General features: G+C 71.4%; 19 protein-coding genes and 1 pseudogene. 14 read left to right on the top strand and 6 right to left on the bottom strand.

Annotated elements, in window-relative coordinates; all coding sequences use genetic code 11:
• Nucleotides 1-21 precede the first annotated feature (21 nt).
• The gene (locus VFZ39_RS14860) at nucleotides 22-1,356 is read right to left on the bottom strand and encodes an AarF/ABC1/UbiB kinase family protein (protein WP_330866554.1); all 1,335 of its coding nucleotides are present in this window, start codon (nucleotides 1,354-1,356) and stop codon (nucleotides 22-24) included.
• Nucleotides 1,357-1,541: 185 nt separating this feature from the next.
• On the opposite strand from VFZ39_RS14860, the gene VFZ39_RS14855 reads away from it, so the two are divergent.
• The 4 genes from VFZ39_RS14855 (at nucleotide 1,542) to VFZ39_RS14840 (ending at nucleotide 5,540) form a co-directional block, all read left to right on the top strand.
• The gene (locus VFZ39_RS14855; RefSeq protein WP_330866553.1) at nucleotides 1,542-2,003 is read left to right on the top strand and encodes a GNAT family N-acetyltransferase; all 462 of its coding nucleotides are present in this window, start codon (nucleotides 1,542-1,544) and stop codon (nucleotides 2,001-2,003) included.
• A gap of 137 nt (nucleotides 2,004-2,140) precedes the next feature.
• Nucleotides 2,141-2,947 (top strand): isocitrate lyase/phosphoenolpyruvate mutase family protein, encoded by an 807-nt coding sequence (locus VFZ39_RS14850; protein WP_330866552.1) that lies wholly within the window; start codon nucleotides 2,141-2,143, stop codon nucleotides 2,945-2,947.
• Between the two features lie 141 nt (nucleotides 2,948-3,088).
• Entirely contained in the window at nucleotides 3,089-5,224 is a 2,136-nt protein-coding gene (locus VFZ39_RS14845) for an AGE family epimerase/isomerase (RefSeq protein ID WP_330866551.1), read from the top strand.
• A gap of 61 nt (nucleotides 5,225-5,285) precedes the next feature.
• Nucleotides 5,286-5,540, top strand: coding sequence for a DUF3303 domain-containing protein (locus VFZ39_RS14840; RefSeq protein WP_330866549.1), 255 nt, complete (start codon nucleotides 5,286-5,288; stop codon nucleotides 5,538-5,540).
• Nucleotides 5,541-5,550: 10 nt separating this feature from the next.
• Here VFZ39_RS14840 and VFZ39_RS14835 read toward each other — a convergent pair whose 3' ends face one another.
• Together VFZ39_RS14835 and msrA are read right to left on the bottom strand one after the other, a co-directional pair.
• A complete protein-coding gene (locus VFZ39_RS14835) occupies nucleotides 5,551-5,904 on the bottom strand; it encodes a YciI family protein (protein WP_330866548.1) in 354 nt (117 codons plus the stop codon).
• A gap of 77 nt (nucleotides 5,905-5,981) precedes the next feature.
• Nucleotides 5,982-6,668, bottom strand: coding sequence for a peptide-methionine (S)-S-oxide reductase MsrA (msrA, locus tag VFZ39_RS14830; protein WP_414690301.1), 687 nt, complete (start codon nucleotides 6,666-6,668; stop codon nucleotides 5,982-5,984).
• 156 nt (nucleotides 6,669-6,824) lie between these two features.
• Between msrA and VFZ39_RS14825 the strand changes: the two genes are divergently transcribed.
• The 4 genes from VFZ39_RS14825 to ilvA are packed head-to-tail and all read left to right on the top strand — an operon-like array spanning nucleotide 6,825 to nucleotide 11,900.
• Nucleotides 6,825-7,991 carry a cystathionine gamma-synthase gene (locus tag VFZ39_RS14825; protein WP_330866547.1) on the top strand — a complete coding sequence of 389 codons (1,167 nt, stop codon included), beginning with the start codon at nucleotides 6,825-6,827 and terminating at the stop codon, nucleotides 7,989-7,991.
• A complete protein-coding gene (locus tag VFZ39_RS14820; protein WP_330866546.1) occupies nucleotides 7,984-9,405 on the top strand; it encodes a glutamate mutase L in 1,422 nt (473 codons plus the stop codon). The genes VFZ39_RS14825 and VFZ39_RS14820 overlap by 8 nt, the downstream gene beginning before the upstream one ends.
• A 10-nt stretch (nucleotides 9,406-9,415) precedes the next feature.
• The gene (locus VFZ39_RS14815) at nucleotides 9,416-10,714 is read left to right on the top strand and encodes an AI-2E family transporter (protein WP_330866545.1); all 1,299 of its coding nucleotides are present in this window, start codon (nucleotides 9,416-9,418) and stop codon (nucleotides 10,712-10,714) included.
• Nucleotides 10,695-11,900 (top strand): threonine ammonia-lyase, encoded by a 1,206-nt coding sequence (ilvA, locus tag VFZ39_RS14810; RefSeq protein ID WP_330866544.1) that lies wholly within the window; start codon nucleotides 10,695-10,697, stop codon nucleotides 11,898-11,900. Before VFZ39_RS14815 ends, ilvA begins: the two co-directional genes overlap by 20 nt.
• Nucleotides 11,901-11,948: 48 nt before the next feature.
• Here the strand turns inward: ilvA and greA are convergent, their stop codons facing one another.
• Nucleotides 11,949-12,449 (bottom strand): transcription elongation factor GreA, encoded by a 501-nt coding sequence (greA, locus tag VFZ39_RS14805; protein ID WP_330866543.1) that lies wholly within the window; start codon nucleotides 12,447-12,449, stop codon nucleotides 11,949-11,951.
• Nucleotides 12,450-12,621: 172 nt separating this feature from the next.
• Entirely contained in the window at nucleotides 12,622-13,008 is a 387-nt protein-coding gene (locus tag VFZ39_RS14800) for a DUF4307 domain-containing protein (RefSeq protein WP_330866542.1), read from the bottom strand.
• A 22-nt stretch (nucleotides 13,009-13,030) separates the two neighbouring features.
• Here VFZ39_RS14800 and mca point away from each other — a divergent pair, with 22 nt between their 5' ends.
• From mca to VFZ39_RS14785, 3 genes are all read left to right on the top strand, one after another.
• Nucleotides 13,031-13,915, top strand: coding sequence for a mycothiol conjugate amidase Mca (gene mca, locus VFZ39_RS14795; protein ID WP_330866541.1), 885 nt, complete (start codon nucleotides 13,031-13,033; stop codon nucleotides 13,913-13,915).
• A gap of 26 nt (nucleotides 13,916-13,941) precedes the next feature.
• Nucleotides 13,942-14,187 (top strand): hypothetical protein, encoded by a 246-nt coding sequence (locus VFZ39_RS14790; RefSeq protein ID WP_330866540.1) that lies wholly within the window; start codon nucleotides 13,942-13,944, stop codon nucleotides 14,185-14,187.
• Between the two features lie 62 nt (nucleotides 14,188-14,249).
• Nucleotides 14,250-15,089, top strand: coding sequence for an endonuclease/exonuclease/phosphatase family protein (locus tag VFZ39_RS14785; protein ID WP_330866539.1), 840 nt, complete (start codon nucleotides 14,250-14,252; stop codon nucleotides 15,087-15,089).
• 4 nt (nucleotides 15,090-15,093) lie between these two features.
• On the opposite strand, the gene VFZ39_RS14780 is transcribed toward VFZ39_RS14785, so the two are convergent.
• The gene (locus VFZ39_RS14780; RefSeq protein ID WP_330866538.1) at nucleotides 15,094-15,702 is read right to left on the bottom strand and encodes a class I SAM-dependent methyltransferase; all 609 of its coding nucleotides are present in this window, start codon (nucleotides 15,700-15,702) and stop codon (nucleotides 15,094-15,096) included.
• Nucleotides 15,703-15,819: 117 nt separating this feature from the next.
• Between VFZ39_RS14780 and VFZ39_RS14775 the strand changes: the two genes are divergently transcribed.
• From VFZ39_RS14775 to VFZ39_RS14765, 3 genes and pseudogenes are all read left to right on the top strand, one after another.
• Nucleotides 15,820-16,689: a xanthine dehydrogenase family protein subunit M gene (locus VFZ39_RS14775; protein ID WP_330866537.1), complete on the top strand. Its 870-nt coding sequence runs from the start codon at nucleotides 15,820-15,822 to the stop codon at nucleotides 16,687-16,689.
• Nucleotides 16,689-17,165 (top strand): (2Fe-2S)-binding protein, encoded by a 477-nt coding sequence (locus tag VFZ39_RS14770; protein ID WP_330866536.1) that lies wholly within the window; start codon nucleotides 16,689-16,691, stop codon nucleotides 17,163-17,165. The genes VFZ39_RS14775 and VFZ39_RS14770 overlap by 1 nt, the downstream gene beginning before the upstream one ends.
• A pseudogene (locus tag VFZ39_RS14765) lies at nucleotides 17,162-17,687 on the top strand (carbon monoxide dehydrogenase); the annotation flags it as partial. The gene VFZ39_RS14770 and the pseudogene VFZ39_RS14765, both read left to right, overlap by 4 nt.

Genomic DNA, 17,687 nt, shown 5'->3' with positions numbered 1-17,687 from the left:
TGTTCCTGGGTGAAACCGGGTTCACCCGGTGGCGAACCCCGGCAGGTGCTGCTCCATGATCGAGCGGAACGGCGCCTCGCACTCGAGCTGGCTCAGCACGCCCAGCCCGCCCAGCCAGGTGCGGTGGATGAGCATGTACGACGACGGCAGGTTGAGCTTGGTCGCCACCGTGAACGACGGACTTCGGGGGTTGTTGATCCGCTCGAACTGACCGCGCATCCACTCGCGGGTGAACGTGAACGTCTCGTCCCGGGCCGGCTCCAGGAACGGCGCGAGGTAGTCGAGCACCTGCTCGGGCTCGATCCGGATCCGCTCCTTGATGAACCCCTCGGCGCGCAAGCCCTCGGCGAGCTCCTCGGCGCCGTTGTCGAGCGCCAGCCGGATCAGCCGACCCATGGCCGACGGAAGACCGCCCCCCGGCAGTCGCGCCACAGCACCGAAGTCGAGCACCCCGACGCGACCCGGAGCGCCGCCCTCCCCGGGCAGCACCCGGAAGTTGCCCGGATGCGGATCGGCGTGGAGCATCCCGGTGCGGTTCGGACCGTCGAAGAGGAACGTGACGAAGACCCGGCCGTAGTGATCGCGCTCGGCCTGGGTGCCGTGCCGGATCAGGTGCGCGAACGAGTGGGGGCTCTCGAGCCACTCGGTCACGAGCACCTGCTCACCGACGGTCACCACGCCGGGCACGACGACGTCGGGGTCGCCGGCGAACGCCTCGGCGTACGCCGACTGTGCCTCGGCCTCCAGCCGGTAGTCGAGCTCGTCGGCCGCCCGCGCCTGGATCTCCTCGATCAGCGGCTTGATGTCGATCCCGGGGAACACCGGTGCCAGGCCCCGCGCCACCCGCGCGATCTGGCGCAGGTCGGACATCAGCGCGTCGCCGGCGCCGGGGTACTGCACCTTGATCGCCACGTCCCGGCCGTCGAACCACCGGGCGCGGTGCACCTGCCCGATGCTCGCGGCCGCGGACGGCGCGCCGTCGAGCCAGGTGATCCGCTCTCGCCAGTCGTCACCGAGCGAGCGCGCGAGCTGCTCCCGGACGGTCTGGGTCGGCATCGGCGGGGCAGAGTCCTGAAGCGCGGTCAGGTGGTCGCGGTACGGCGCCACGAGCTCGTCGGGCAGCGCGGCCTCCAGCACGCTGAGCGCCTGGCCGAACTTCATGGCTCCACCCTTGAGCTCGCCGAGGGTGCGGAAGAGCTGCTCGGCGGTCCGCTGCTGCACCTCGATCAGGACCGCGTCGGCGGGGGCGCCGCCGAGCCGGCGGCCGAACCCCACCGCCTGCCGACCGGCGTACCCCAACGGCAGGGCGGCGAGCCGCGCCGTGCGGGCGGCGGCCTTGCGGGGCAGGTCGGTCATGGCCCCATTGTCACGGACCGCCCGAGCGGGCGTGCCCGAACCCGGCAGACCGGGTGCGTGAACCGCCCCCGGCGCCGGCCATCACGAGCGCCGTCGCGGCGAACGCACGCTCGGCGTGTGGGGCACCCGACGCACGTCGACCCGCATGGGCGTCATGTGCCACGACGCAGTGGCAGCATGACGGAGTGCACAGGTTCAGAGTCGCCGACCCGGCCGCGCCGGGATCCCGATGGGCGCTCGGGGAGTACTTCGCCGAGATCGGCGCCGCGTTCGGCTTCGAGACCGGCACGGCTCTCGACGACGCGGCGAAGGCGTTCGTCCCTCCCCACGGGCTGTTCGTCGTCGCGGGAAGGGATGAGGAGCCGCTGGCGTGCGGCGCGGTCCAGTTCCTCGACGAGGAGCGCGGGGAGATCAAGCGGATGTGGGTGGCGCCCGTCGCCCGTGGCCGCGGTCTCGCAGGCGCTCTGCTCGCGTACCTCGAGCAGCAGATCGTCCTGACCGGGCGCCGCTTCGCGCTGCTGGACACCAACAGCTCGCTGACGAAGGCGGTCGGACTCTACGAATCACGCGGATACCGACGGGTCCCGGACTACAACGGGAACGCCGATGCCGACGTGTGGTTCAGCAAGGAGCTGGGCACGGGCTAGAGGATGTCGGCTTCCCCGGAGCGCGGAAGCGGGTGCCTCCCGGGCGACACTTCCCTCGTGAGGCGGCAGACTCGCCCAGTAGGTTGCCAACGGGTCGCCGTCGTACGGCGCGGTCCCGAACCGTGACGAGGTGAGGAATGAACACTCAGGACGATCGGGTCGCCGAGTTCCGGCGGCTGCACGACTCGGGCTGCTTCGTGATGCCGAACCCGTGGGACCTCGGCACCGCGCGGGTCCTCGAGCAGCTCGGCTTCCCGGCGCTCGCGAGCACCAGCGCCGGACTGGCCTGGACGCTGGGCAAGCCCGACACCCAGACCACGCTGCCCGAGGCGCTCGAGCACCTGCGCGCAGTCGCGGCGGCCGTACGGGTCCCGGTCAACGCCGACTTCCAGGGCGGGTACGCCGTGGATCCCGAGGGGGTGGCCACCAACGTGGCACTGGCGGTCGCCACGGGGGTCGCGGGGCTCTCGATCGAGGACTCGTCGGGAGACGAGGCTGAACCGCTGCTCGGCTTCGAGCTCTCGGTGGACCGGGTCCGGGCGGCGCGGCAGGCGATCGACGACAGCGGAACCCCGGTGATGCTCACGGGTCGCTCGGAGGGCTTCGTGGTCGGGCGCCCCGACCTCGCCGAGACGATCCGACGACTGCAGGCGTACGCCGAGGCGGGTGCCGAGTGTCTGTACGCCCCGCGGCTCGGCACGGTCGAAGAGGCGGCCGCGGTGGTCGATGCCCTGGCGCCGCTGCCGGTCAACCTGCTGATCAACGCGCCGTTCACCACCGTGACCGAGGCGGCCGGGATCGGCGTCCGTCGGATCAGCGTCGGCGGCACGCTCGCTCGCGCCGCGTGGGGCGGGTTCCTGCAGGCGGCCACCGAGATCGCCGATGCCGGCACGTTCTCCCGGTTCGAGGACCTGCCGAACGTGGAGGGGATGCTCGGACCCTGACGCGGGGCGGTGGGGGAGCCAGGTCGGTACAAGTGCTGATGGCGGCGACTCCCGCTCAGCTGGAGCATGGGTGAGGTGTCCGGCTCCGGGTCGGGCCGTGGGTCTCCGGGGGTTGCCATGCCGGTCCGTCAGCACCTTGCCGTGTCCGCAGCGCTGATCGCGCTCGCGCCGGCCGCCGTCGCGTTCGGCGGCCCGGCTGTCGCGGAGCCGATCGACCCGCCGCGGCCGGGCGGGGAGGTCGCGGCAGCCGGCAGGTTGGTGCCGGCGGTGCTGGCGGGCGACACCTGGTTGCGGCACCTGCGTGAGGATCTGCTGCCGTACTGGGAGCTGCCCGACGCGCTCGGCACTCCGCTGGGCAACTTTCCCAGCTTCCGGGACTCACAGGGGCGGCTCGACCCGGGGCGGGGCACGTGGCGGGGAGTCTCGACCCTCGCGCGCGGCGTGTACGGCTACAGCGTCGCGTTCCACCTGACGGGCGAGGAGCGCTACCTCACCTACGCGCGGGCAGGGCTCGAGTGGCTGGAGGAGCACGGGTACGACGAGGTGAACGGTGGGTGGTACCGCGACCTCACAGAGACAGGGGAACCGCTCGACCCTGCGGCCGACAAGCAGCTGTTCGACCTGGCCTCCGTGGGGATGGCCTACGGCATGTACTTCAACGTCACCCGCGACCCGTGGGCCGAGGCCGGTCTGCTGCGCGTCCGTGACCTGGTGTTCGGTCGCTACCGGGACCCGGTCAGCGGTGCGTTCTACGACGCCCGGACCGCCGACATGAGCGCGCCGGTGGACCTCGGGGGCAACGGGGGTGACATCACCAACCTGCTGGTCCCGGGCACTGCGCTGCTGCTTCCCAACGCCGACCTGCTCACCGACCCGGCGCGCCGCGACCAGTTCCGCGGCGATCTGCGGGTCGTGACGAAGGCGCTGCTCGACCAGCACCGGCATCAGAACCCGCCGAACACCTGGTGGTTCTGGGGACGGTCCGCACGTCGGATCCACCCGGCAGCGCAGACCGACTTCGGCCACAACATCAAGAGCCACGAAATGGTGCACAACGCCAACCGGGTGTTCGCGGACCGTCCGTGGAACGGCATCGCTGCGGACCGCGACATCCTCCTCGCGAAGGCGTGGGACGAGTCGGCCGCCCGCTGGCACGACGACCTGGTGAACTTCAACGGCGGCGTCGAGGTCGACAGCCAGTGGTGGGTGCACGACGAGGCCGACCAGACGCTGGCGGCGCTCGACCTCCACGAAGACTTCGCCCGGAGCGAGTGGCTGGCGCGCAGCGCGCAGGGCTGGTTCGACGCGTTCGTCGACCCGACGTTCCCGCACGAGACGTGGCAGCGCCCGTTCCGTGACGGCACGTTCCCGCAGCCCGGAGGTGACGAGAAGTCCGCACGGGGCAAGAACATGTACCACGCGTTCGAGCACGCCCTCGTGATGTACCTCCACGGCCGAGCCATGGAGGGTGTGCCTGCCACGCTGCACTACGCCCTGCCCGAGGAGGTCGCGCTCACCGCCGAGGCCGAGCCGTACTGGTTCGACGCCACGACCGAGCACCGGGTCGTCGGCGACGACGTCGGCGTCCTGCCCGGGCACCGGCACGTCACGGTCGAGCTGTCCGGCCTGGACGCCGTTCCCGACCCGCTCTTCCCGCCGCCGGACGACGGCGTCGCGCCCCAGACGACCGCCACGGTGACGCCGGCCGCCAACGAGGCCGGCTGGAACCACGACCCCGTGGTGCTGGACCTCACTGCGACCGACGGGGCCGCCGGTGTGCGCGAGGTGCGTGCCCAGGTGCGTCACCTCACCGGAGGATCGTCCGACGAGGCCTGGATCGCTCCTGGTGACGTGTTGACGCTGCCGTTCGCCGAAGAAGGTGACTACGCGGTCACGTACGCCGCTGTCGACCGACTGGGCAACGAGGAGACCCCGCGGACGATCCAGGTGCGCGTGGATCTCACGGCTCCGACCATCAGCGGCATGCCGAGCCAGCCGTGCCGGATCTGGCCGCCGAACGAACGGATGGTGCAGGTGGCGGATGTCGTCGGCCACGACGCCTTCTCCGGGCTGGTGTCACTCAACGTCGACGTGACCGTGGACGAGCCGGCCGCCGGCGACGTCGAGAAGGTTGACGGACTCGTGCGCGTCCGCGCGACCCGCGACGACGAGGGTGACGGACGGGTCTACACCGTCACGGCCTCGGTGACCGACGTGGCCGGGAACCTGACGACCGAGTCCGGCGACTGCGTCGTACCACACGACCGGCGGCCCTGACCGTGACACAGCCCCTGCCGACGGTCAGGATGGCGTTGCACACGCCGACGCAGGAGGTCCGATGCTCTTCCACATCACCCAGGTCCACGCCCCGGAGCACTGCCCGAAGGGGGCGGGCGGCTCGAACTCGCTGTTCGACGCGGACGCCGCCGGCACCACACTCGTCGGCCGGTACGGCGCGAACGCCCAGCACACGATGTTCTACGTCGTCGAGGCCGACGACGTGAACGCGTTGCAGAAGTTCCTCTGGCCGGGGTTCGAGACGTGCACCAGCACCATCACGCCCGTCAGCGAGGTTCCGGTCCCCAGGGACTGAGCCGGCGGCATCAGGAGCCCGGCACCGGCGCGAACTTGCGCAGCTCCTGTGGCCAGCCGCAGCCTTCGGCGACCCGGCCGGCCCAGTACTTCGCGGTCTCGTCGTCGGGCACCTCGATGACCGTCAGGCCGCCGAGGAACTCCGTGTGCTCGACGAAGGGGCCCTCGGTGACGACGATCTCGCCGCTCGTGGCATCGGCCGCGTAGACCGGGCCGTCCTCCTCGAGGCCGCCGGCGAAGACGAGCACGCCGGCGGCCTGCATGTCCTTGACCACCGCCATCGACGGCTCGACGCGCGTGCCGAACCACTCGTCCGGGTGGTCACCGACCCACTGCTGGTTGAAGTAGATGAGGTACTGCGCCATCCCCGCTCCCTTGCTCGGACGGACCCGTTGTCCGCCGTCACCCTAGTGACGAGCGGGGGGAGGTGGGATCGACAGCGTCAGGAAGGGAACTGCACGCCGGTGTTGGCGTGGCAACGGTAGCCGAACGGGTTCTTCGCGAGGTACTGCTGGTGCGCAGGCTCGGCGTAGTAGTACGGCGTCTCCGCGGCGGGCCGGATCTCGGTCGTGATCTCGCCCAGTCGCCGGCGGGCGAGCTCGTCTCCGTAGACCTTGGTCAGCTCACGCGCGGTCTGCTCCTGCTCGGGTGTCGTCCAGTAGATCGCGGACCGGTACTGGGTGCCGATGTCGTTGCCCTGGCGCATGCCCTGCGTCGGGTCGTGCACCTCGAAGAAGCGCTTCACCAGGTCGGCGTACGACACCACGGCGGGGTCGAAGACGATCCTGATCGCCTCGGTGTGGCCGGTGCTGCCGCTGCAGACCTCCTCGTACGTAGGGTGCGGCGTGACGCCGCCGGCGTACCCGACCGACGTCGACCAGACGCCGGGCAGCTGCCAGTAGATCTCCTCGGCGCCCCAGAAGCAGCCGAGTCCGAAGATCGCCACCTCGTGACCGGCCGGGACGTCCTCGCTGACGACCGGGGTCTTGAGGACCACGTGCTCACCCAGCTGCCACGGGCGCTCCTCGCGCCCCGGGAGCGCCTGGTCCGCGGTCACCATCTCGGTCTTCCGACCCAGTCCGAACATCACATGCTCCTTCTCGGAGGCGGTCAGTGGAGCCTCCAGCATGTCCAACAACGCCGCCCCGCCCAACCTTCCCGACTCGGTAGAGCAGGTAACGGTGCCGCAGTTGCGCTCCCACCCCGTGGCAGCGGGGTGGGAGCGCACTCCGGACACCGTTACCCACGACCCATCGCCCCGCACGCCGCTGAGTAGGGTCGGCACGTGACCCAGGAGCATGCCGACAAGTCCGGCTTCGAGACCCGTGCCATCCACGCGGGGTACGAGCCGGACCCCAGCACCGGCGCGGTGATCCCGCCCATCTTCGCGACGTCGACGTACAAGCAGGACGGCGTGGGCGGGCTGCGCGGCGGCTACGAGTACAGCAGGTCGGCGAACCCCACGCGAACGGCTCTCGAGGGTGCACTTGCGGCCGTCGAGGACGGCGAGCGCGGGTTCGCGTTCGCGTCCGGCCTCGCGGCCGAGGACACGCTGGTCCGGGCGCTGTGCCGCCCTGGCGACCACGTGGTGTTTCCCGACGACGCCTACGGCGGCACGCACCGGCTCTTCGCGCAGGTGGAGCAGGCCTGGGGACTGGGTCTGACGACGGCAGCCGTCTCCGACGTCGACGCGGTCCGAGCGGCGATCCGGCCCGGTGAGACGAAGCTGGTCTGGCTCGAGACCCCGACCAACCCGCTGCTCACGATCGCAGACATCGAGGCGATGGCCGCGGTCGCCCACGACGCGGCTTCGCTGCTCGTGGTCGACAACACCTTCGCGACGCCGTACCTCCAGCAGCCGCTGACGCTCGGTGCCGACATCGTGGTGCACTCCACGACCAAGTACGTCGGCGGCCACTCGGACGTGGTCGGCGGTGCTCTGGTCGTGCGCGACCACGACCTGGCGGAACGGATCGGCTTCCACCAGAACGCGATGGGCGCCGTCGCCGGGCCGTTCGACTGCTTCCTCACCCACCGCGGGCTGAAGACGCTCGGGGTCCGGATGGACCGGCACTGTGACAACGCCGAGCGCGTCGTGGAGTTCCTGACCGGCCACTCCGCGGTCATCGACGTGACCTACCCGGGCCTGCCCGACCACCCCGGGCACGAGATCGCCGCCCGGCAGATGCGTCGGTACGGCGGCATGGTCTCGTTCCGGGTCGCCGGGGGAGAGGAGCAGGCGCTCGCCGTGTGCGACCGCACCCGGGTGTTCACCCTCGCCGAGTCGCTCGGCGGCATCGAGAGCCTGATCGAGCACCCCGGCAGGATGACGCACGCCAGCGTCGCCGGCACCGAGCTCGAGGTTCCCGCCGACCTGATCCGGCTGAGTGTCGGCATCGAGACGGTCGACGACCTGCTCGCGGACCTCGACCGCGCGTTGTCCGGTGGCTAGCCCGGACCACACGGCGCTCTGCGTCGACTTCGGGTCGACCTTCACCAAGGCCTCGCTGGTCGACCTGGACGAGGGCCGGATCGTCGCGTCGGCGAGCCACCCCACGACGATCCCCGATCCAGTGGTCGGCGGCGACGTCCTCGACGGGTACGCCGCCTGCCGCGCCGCGCTGCAGAGCCGGGACCCCCGCGCGGGGTCCGCCGAGGTGCTGGCGTGCTCCAGCGCCGGTGGTGGGTTGCGGATCGCGGTCGTCGGCAACGAGGAGCTGGTCACCGCGGAGGCGGGACGCCGGGTCGCGCTGTCCAGCGGCGGCAAGGTCGTCGCGGTCCACTCCCTGGCGTCCCGTGTGCCTGAGAGTGCGCTGGAGCGCACTCTCAGGCACACGGCGCCGGACGTGGTGCTGCTGACCGGGGGGACCGACGGCGGAAACGCCGAGTCCGTGGTGTCGGGCGCCCGGGGCCTGGTCGCCGCCGGATGGGCCGGCCCGGTCGTGGTCGCGGGGAGCCGCGACGCCCGCGACGAGGTCGGAGCACTGCTGGCCGACGGCGGGGCACCGTACGTGCTGGCCGAGAACGTGGTGCCGCGGATCGGCGTGCTGGCCCCGGAGAGTGCCCGTGCCGCGATCCGCGAGATGTTCCTGGCGCACGTGATCGGCGGCAAGCACCTCAGCGCGAGCGACGACTTCCAGGCGATGGTGCGGGGGGCGACCCCTGACGTCGTGCTGACCGGGGTCGAGCTGCTGGCGCGGGGTCTCGACGACGACCGGCCCGGTGCCGGTGACGTGGCGGTGGTCGACGTCGGCGGTGCCACGACGGACGTGCACAGCGTGGTCTCCCTCGACCCCGAGACCGTGCCGGACGCGGGGGGCGGGCTGTCCCGCGAGGTCGTGGCGGTCACCCCTGTCACCCGGACCGTGGAGGGAGACCTCGGGATGCGCTGGTCCGCACTGTCGACCGTCGAAGCGGCCGGCCTCTCGGACCTCGCCGCCGAGGCGAGCCGCCGCAAGGACCAGCCGGGCTACCTTCCCGAGGACGACCGACAGGCCGAGATCGACGAGCAGATCGCCCGCGCAGCGGTCGGGCTGGCACTGCGTCGCCACGCCGGCCGATCCCGGGTCGTGGTCAGTCCCGAGGGCCGCGTCGTCGAGCGCAGCGGCAAGGACCTGCGCGAGATCGACCTGCTGATCGGCTCCGGAGGCGTGCTCCGCAACGGCCGCCCGGGCGTCGCCGACCGCGTGCTCGGCGGCAGTGTCGGGCCGGACCTCGAGGGCGGCTGGCAGCTGCCGCGCGCGCCGCGGGTGGTGGTCGACCACGACTACGCCCTCTGCGCGATCGGGCTGCTCGCCGGGCCGCACCCGCGGGCGGCGTACGACCTCTCGCGTCGCCTCGCAGAGTCGCACCTCCCCGGGAAGTAGCCTTGCGTCCGTGACCAGCGAGGAGGGGCCGACCGAGCATCACCGGTTCGCCGAGCGGTTCGCCCACCAGTGGGCGCAGGCGCGGGCAGAGCGCCGGGCCGAGCCGCCGGCGCCGGTGCGGGCCGGACCCTCCAACCTCTCGCGAGCGCAGGTCCCCTGGGGCGTCGACCTCGCCGCCGCGTGGTCGTGGCGCTTCCTCGTGATCGCGGCGGCGAGCTATCTCGTGCTCTGGCTGCTGTCGTTCTTCGCCGTGATCATGGTGCCGGTCGCGATCGCGCTCCTGATCGCGGCGCTCGTGAGTCCGGTCGTGCGATGGCTCCATGCGGGCGGCGTGCCGGTCGCGCTCGGAGCCGGGCTCGTGATGCTGAGCGGCATCGCGATCGTCGGGCTCCTGCTGACGTTCGTCGGCCAGCAGGTCGCGGCCGGGGCAACTGACCTGGCCGACTCGGTGGTGGAGGGCATCGGCCGGATCCGCGACTGGCTCAAGGACGGCCCGCTCAACGCCAGTGACACCCAGATCAACGACGCCCTCGAGGCGATGCAGAAGGCGATCACCGAGGGCACCAGCGAGAACGGCGTGCTCAGCAGCACGCTCGAGGTCGGTACCGCGATCGGTCACGTGGTCGCCGGGTTCTTCATCATCCTGTTCTCCACGTACTTCTTCCTCGCCGATGGTGAGCGGATCTGGGCCTGGACCGTCCGGCTCGCGCCGCGCGTCGCCCGACAGCGGTTCGACGACAGCGGCCGGGTCGCCTGGCGCAGCCTCACCCAGTTCGTCAGGGCCACGGTGCTGGTTGCCGCCGTCGACGCCATCGGCATCATGCTGGTCGCGCTGATCCTCGGGGTCCCCTTCGTGCTGGCGATCGGCGTCCTGGTGTTCCTGGGTGCATTCGTGCCGATGGTGGGTGCGACCATCGCCGGCACCGTCGCGGTGCTGGTCGCCCTCGTCGACCAGGGCCCGATCACGGCGTTGCTGATGCTCGGCGGCGTGATCCTCGTGCAGCAGATCGAGGGCCACGTGCTGCAGCCGTTCCTGATGGGGCGGTTCGTCTCGGTCCACCCGCTGGGCGTCATCATCGCGATCGGCTGCGGGGTGATCGTCGCAGGTGTTGTCGGCGCCCTGATCGCGGTTCCGTTCATCGCCTCTCTCAACGCCGTGGTGCAGCACCTCGCGTCCTACACCTCGGTCGGCTCCGACGACCCAGAGGAAGAGCTGGATGAGGATCGGGTCGAAGTGGCGACCACGGAAGCCGCCGAGCCCGCGGCGCCCGAGCCGGAGGGAGGCGACGATGACCGGCCTGACGCCTGAGGACCTCCGCGCCGCGCGCGAGCTGCTCGACGGGGTCGCCGTGCTGACCCCGATGGAGGACTCGCGCTGGCTCTCGTCTCTCGCCGGCGGACCGGTCAGCCTCAAGTGCGAGAACCTCCAGCGCACCGGTTCGTTCAAGGCGCGCGGCGCGTACGTGCGGATGTCACGGCTGTCCGCCGACGAGCGCTCCCACGGGGTGGTCGCAGCCTCTGCCGGCAACCACGCGCAAGGAGTGGCGCTCGCCGCGCAGATGCTCGGCATCAAGGCCACGGTGTTCATGCCCGAGGGCGCGCCGATCCCCAAGGAGAAGGCGACCCGCGGGTACGGCGCCGAGGTGGTCTTCCACGGGCGCTACCTCGAGCACGCACTGGCCGCGGCACGTGCGTTCTCGCAAGAGACCGGGGCGGTGCTGATCCACCCGTTCGACCACCTCGACATCGTGGCCGGCCAGGCGACCTGCGGTCTGGAGATCCTGGAGCAGGCGCCGGACGTGCGGACCGTGATGGTGCCGACCGGCGGCGGCGGGCTGCTCGCGGGAGTCGCGCTCGCCGTGAAGCAGTCGCGACCGGGCGTCCGGGTGGTCGGGATCCAGGCGGAAGGGGCGGCCGCGTTCCCCGGCTCGCTCGCGGCGGGCGAGCCGGTGCGCCTGGAGCAGATGCAGACCATGGCCGACGGCATCGCGGTCGGCCTGCCCGGGGACGTCACCTACGCGCTGGTGGAGCAGTACGCCGACGAGGTCGTGACGGTCTCCGAGGAGTCGCTGTCACAGGCGCTGGTCGCGTTGCTCGAGCGGGCCAAGATGGTGGTGGAGCCGGCCGGTGCGGCCGCGGTCGCTGCGTTGCTCGACGACCCGACGGCGTACGAGACCCCGGTCGTGGCGGTGCTGTCGGGCGGAAACATCGATCCGCTGCTGCTCGGCAAGGTGATCCGTCACGGCATGGTGGCGGCCGGTCGCTATCTCTACCTGCGGGTCTGCATCCCGGACCTGCCTGGCGGGCTGGCCCGGTTGCTCACCGAGCTCGGCGAGGCCGGCGCCAACATCCTCGACGTCACCCACGAGCGGATCTCCCCGAACCTGGCGCTGGACGAGGTCGAGGTGCGGCTGCAGATGGAGACCCGTGGCGAAGCGCACGCCGAGCGGGTGGTCACCCGACTCCGCGAGTGCGGGTACAGCGTCCACGAATGAACGAACCGGCGTCCGCTCCTTCGAGCTGACGCCGGTCCGGACCTCAGGTCACTCGTGGAACGGGACCGCGTCGATGATCTCGATCTTGAGGGTCTTGCCGTTGGGCGCGTCGAAGTCGATCGTCGAGCCCTTCGTCGCGCCGAGCATGGCGGAGCCGAGCGGCGACTGCGGTGAGAAGACCTCCACGTCCTCGTGGTCGTCGTCCACCTCGCGAGCACCGAGCAGGAACACCTCGTGCTCGTCGTCGCCGGCGTAGCGGTAGGTCACGAGCTTGCCCGGAGACACGATCCCGTCGTCCTCGGGCACGTCGGTCGTCGCCGAGCGGAGCATGTCCTCCAGCTGGTGGATCCGGGCCTCGATCTTCCCCTGCTCGTCCTTGGCGGCGTGGTAGCCACCGTTCTCCTTCAGGTCGCCCTCGTCGCGGGCAGAGCTGATCCGCTCGATGACCTCCTGGCGCTTGGGGCCACGCAGGTCTTCGAGCTCGGCGGAGAGCCGGTCGAACGTCTTCTTGGTCAACCAGATCGTGGTCGGCTGGGCGGGCTGCGTCATGGGTGTGTCAACTCCTGCGGAAACAAAAGAAAACCCGCCGGGCGCTTCCAAGCGTCGGGATGCGTCGGTGTGCCCTGCGGGGTGATCGGTGACAACTCTAGCAACTCGTGCCGCGGAAAGCAGGTCGAGCAGCCACCTCGGCTGCTGCCGGGGGGCACGCGGTCGCGAGTGTTCAGCGCGGGCGCGGCTGGCCCGGTGCCGTGCACCCCACCAGCGTCACCGAGGTGGCGCGCCGCTCGGTGCGTACCGTGACCTCGTTGCGCCCGTCGACCGGCTCGAACGCCAGCTCCCCCACGGTCGAGTGGTCGTCGCCGAGGGCGCGGACCCGACAGCTGGCGACGACGTCGTCGGTCAAGGACACCTCGACCACGACCGCGGCCTCGTTGTCGCTCACGATCTCGTACGACGAGAGGCCTGACTCGACCTCCGGGCTGCCGTGGAACAGCGCCGCCCAGGCCAGCCACCCCACCAGCGCCGCGCTCGCGGTCGCCACGACCACCAGCACCACCCGCCGCCGGACCGGCGACGGGGTGCCGTAGCGCGCGGCGAGGTCGGTCATGCCTTGATCCTAGGATCACCCCATGGCGCAGCGACCCCGGACCGGCTACCGGCTGATGCACGTCCACGCCCACCCCGACGACGAGTCGAGCAAAGGTGCGGCCTCGACCGCCCGTTACGTCGCCGAAGGTGTCGACGTGCACGTGGCCACCTGTACCGGCGGCGAGCGCGGCTCGATCCTCAACCCCAAGATGGACCGACCCGACATCCTGGCCAACATCTCGGAGGTGCGCCGGCAGGAGATGGAGCGGGCTCGCGACATCCTCGGGGTCCGCCAGGACTGGCTCGGCTTCGTCGACTCCGGCTGGCCGGAGGGGGACCCGAAGCCGCCGCTGCCCGAGGGCTGCTTCGCACTGGTGCCGGTCGAGGAGGCTGCCGAGCCGCTGGTGCGGTTGATGCGGGAGTTCAGGCCGCACGTCGTCACGACCTACGACGAGCGCGGCGGTTACCCGCACCCCGACCACATCGCGTGCCACCGGGTCACGGTTGCGGCGTTCGCGGCAGCCGGCGACCCGGAGTGCTACCCCGACGCGGGCGAGCCGTGGCAGCCCCTCAAGCTCTACTACCACCACTCCTTCAACCGACCTCGGATGCAGGCGCTGCACGACGCGATGCTGGAGCACGGGCTCGAGTCGCCGTACGGGGAGCGGCTCAAGGAGTGGAAGCCGGAGCCCGAGTGGGACGCCCGGATCACGACCCGCGTGCCGTGCGCGGACTACTTCGGGGTCCGCGACCAGGCGCTGCTGGCGCACGCGACCCAGATCGATCCCGACGGCATGTGGTTCGCGATCCCGCGTGAGCTGCAGGAGAAGATCTGGCCGACCGAGGACTACGAGCTGGTCGTCTCGCACGTCGATTCCCCGATCCCGGAGGACGACCTGTTCGCGGGCATCCCGGCGCCGAGCTGATCCGGCCCACCTGAGACACTGGATCAATGCTGCTGACGACCGTGGTGGCCCCCCTCCTCGTGCGTGTCGCGGACCAGGTGGAGAAGGGTCCTGAGCCCGAGGACGTGAAGGCCGGCTGGGTAGCGCTCCTCGTCTTCCTGGGCCTCGCCGTCGCGGTGGTGTTCCTCGCGTTCAGCCTGGTCAAGCAGCTGCGCAAGGCCCAGGCCGCCAAGGACGCCGGGGTCTACGGCGACGCGCCGGTCTCGCCCGAGGAGCCCCGCGGCACCGACTGAGCCGTCGACCGGGACACCAGCCGTCACTCCCGTCACGTCCGCCACTTCCGTATGGTGGTTCGATGCCACGACGACGAGTGACCCCCGCGCCGGCGTCCGCATCGCTCACCGGACTGCTCCTGGCCGCCACGCTCGCGGTCGCCCCGCCCGCCTCGGCGGCGCCCGCTGCTGAGGTGCCGTCCGAGGACCAGCCACGGGTGGACCGCACCTTCTCGGTGGCGACCCTCAACGTTCTGGGCAGCAACCACACCGAGGGCCGCGACCACCGACGTACCAAACGGACCGCCCGCCTGATCCGCCGCCAGCACCTGAAGCTGGTGGCGCTGCAGGAGGTGCAGGCCGATCAGCTGCGTGGCCTCCGGAAGCGGCTGCCCCACTACCGGTTCTGGCCGGCGACGACGCTGGGTCCGAGCGGTCTCCGGTTGCAGATCGCGTGGCGTCCGGCTCGGTTCGACCTCGTGGACCACGGCACGCTGACCACCACCTTCAGCTACCGGGAGCGGCCGGTGCCGTGGGTGCGACTGCGCGATGAGGCGACCGGGCGTCGGCTGTTCGTGATCGACATCCACAACTCCCCGCGCGACCAGGAGGCCGACCGCGACTCCGCCACCCGCAAGGAGATCCGCCTCTTCAACCGGCTGAGCCGCCGCATCGGTCCGGTGCTCCTCCTCGGTGACGCCAACGAGCGCCGTGAGTGGTTCTGCTGGGTGTCCCGTCGTACCGGCGCGTGGGCGGCCACCGGCGGCTCCGTCACCGAGGACTCGTGCTCCCCACCGCCGCACATGTCGGTCGACTGGATGATGGGCAAGGGGCGGTTCGGCTGGCGGGACTACCGCGCCGAGCCGGTGAAGGTGAGCGACCACCGGCTCCACCGCGCGACGTTCCGGTGGCGCCCGCTCTGAGCGTTCACACGCGGACGGCCCGTACCAGGCAGTCCCAAGCGATCTCGCCGGTGTCACCCATCCGGTGGTCGCCTCCCGGTGCCACGACGCGCGCGACCCGCTCCGCTCGCTGGACCTCGACGCCGAGGTCCTCGACGTCCCCGACCACGTCGGCCGCGGTCATCAGCACCGCCGGGTCCTGCGGCCCACCGCTGCCGTCCTCGATGTTGCTCGAGTCGTGCGCGACCCACAGGAACGTGCCGCCCGGCCGCAGCGCCTCGACCGCCCCGCGTGCGGCCGCCCGGCGCTCGACCTCGGGCAGCTGCAGGTAGGCCACCACGGCCAGGTCGAAGCCTTCCCCGTGCCAGGTGATCGCGTCGGCACGGACCCAGTCCACCTCCGTGCCACCCGCCAGCCGGCGCCCCTTGTCAAGAGCCACCCGGGAGAAGTCGACCGCGGTCACCTGCCAGCCGCGCCGGGCCAGCCAGATCGCGTTGCGGCCCTCCCCGGCCGCGAGGTCGACGGCACGGCCTGGCGGGAGGTCGGCGCACTCGGCGGCGACGAACTGGTTCGGCTCTGCCGACCACACCAGCTCCTGGTCGGCGTACCGCTGGTCCCACTCCTCGGCGTCCACGGGTCGATTGAAGCAAACCTCGCTCGTCGGATCGCCACGACGGCCGTCTGGACGCGGGGTGGCGGACCAGCGCCGTACCCTCCACGATGACGGCATCGGCAGGCAGGAGGTTGGCAGGTGCAGGTCCCGGCGCCCCTGGAGTACGAGCGGGCGACCAGCGTGGCGCATGCCATCGCGCTCCTGCAGCGACTCGGTGAGGAGGCGCGGCTGATCGCCGGGGGGCACAGCCTGCTGCCGATGATGAAGCTGCGGCTGGCCAACCCGGAGTATCTCGTCGACATCAACGACCTGCACGGCGAGCTCGGGTACATCCGGGTCGAGCCGACGCAGGTACGGATCGGCGCCCTGACCCGGCACCGCGAGCTGCTGGAGTCGGAGGAGCTGGCCCGGGTGTGCCCGATCTTCCGCGACGCCGAGCAGGTGATCGCCGACCCGCCGGTGCGCAACCGCGGCACGCTCGGCGGTGCGCTCTGCCAGGCCGACCCCTCCGAGGACCTGTCCTCGGTGTGCACCACGCTGGACGCCAGCTGCGTGATCCGTGGCCCGGACCGGGAGCGCGTGGTGTCGATGGACGACTTCCACCTCGGCCCGTACCAGACCGTCGTCGGTCACGACGAGCTGCTGACCGAGGTGCGCATCCCGGTCCGTCCGCGTGGCAGCAGCGCCTACGCCAAGGTCGACCGGCGGGCAGGCGACTGGGCCGTGACGGCAGCGGGAGCCGCGCTGTGGCTCGCCGAGGACGGGATGATCGCCGACGCCCGGGTCGGGCTGGCCGCGGTCGGACCGAACACGACCGGCATCCCGGAGATCTCCGCCGCGCTGCGGGGACAACCGCCGTCCGAGGAGGCCTGGCAGCTGGCCGGCACGATCGCGGCCGAGCAGTGCAGCCCGGTCACGGACAGTCGCGGTACGGCGGCGTACAAGCGCCACCTCGCCTCGGAGCTGACGCGTCGAACACTGCGCACGTCCTGGGAACGGGTGGCCTGATGGAGGTGACCCTGACGGTCAACGGCGAGCAGGTCACCCGGGACGTCGAGGCCCGGCTGCTGCTGGTCCACCTGCTGCGCGACGAGCTCAGTCTCACCGGGACGCACTGGGGCTGCGACACCAGCAACTGCGGCAGCTGCGTCGTGCTGTACGACGACGAGCCGGTCAAGTCGTGCACCGTGCTGGCCGCGATGGCGGCCGGCCACGAGGTCCGCACCGTCGAGAGCCTGGAGACAGACGGCGAGCTCGACCCGGTGCAGGTGGGCTTCATGGAGTGCCACGGGCTGCAGTGCGGCTTCTGCACCCCGGGGATGCTGATGTCGGCGAGGGCGCTGCTCGACCGAGACCCGGACCCCAGAGAGGCCGACATCCGGGAGGCGATCTCCGGCCAGATCTGCCGGTGCACCGGGTATGCATCAATTGTGAGGTCGGTGCGCTGGGCTGCAGAGCATCCCGACGGCAGGATCGAAGCATGACGGCGCACACCGACGACCGCGCGCCGATCGGCCACGGCCGGATGCTGCGCAAGGAGGACCGCCGGTTCGTGCGCGGTCGCGGCCGCTTCCTCGACGACGTCACCCTGCCCGGGATGCTGCACCTGGCGGTCCTGCGCTCGCCGGTCGCGCATGCACGGGTCTTGTCGGTCGACACGCTCGCCGCGGAAGCACACCCGAAGGTGAAGGCGGTCGTCACCGGCGCCGACCTCGCCGCCCGCGGGCTGGCCTGGATGCCGACCCTCTCCGGTGACGTCCAGGCGGTGCTGGCGACCGACAAGGTGCGGTTCCAGGGCCAGGAGGTCGCGTTCGTGGTCGCCGAGGACCGCTACGCCGCGCGCGACGCCCTGGAGCTGATCGAGGTGGAGTACGACGTGCTCGACCCGGTCGTCGACGTCCGCCGAGCGCTCGACGCCGACGCGCCACTGATCCGCGACGACGTGGCCGGCAAGACGGACAACCACTGCTTCGACTGGGAGACCGGCGACGAGGCGGCGACCGCCG

Origin of the sequence: Nocardioides sp., from assembly GCF_036374615.1 — a bacterium.
Taxonomy (GTDB): Bacteria; Actinomycetota; Actinomycetes; order Propionibacteriales; family Nocardioidaceae; genus Nocardioides.
Note: the sequence above shows the minus strand (reverse complement) of the source record. Positions and strands in the feature narration are given on the sequence as shown.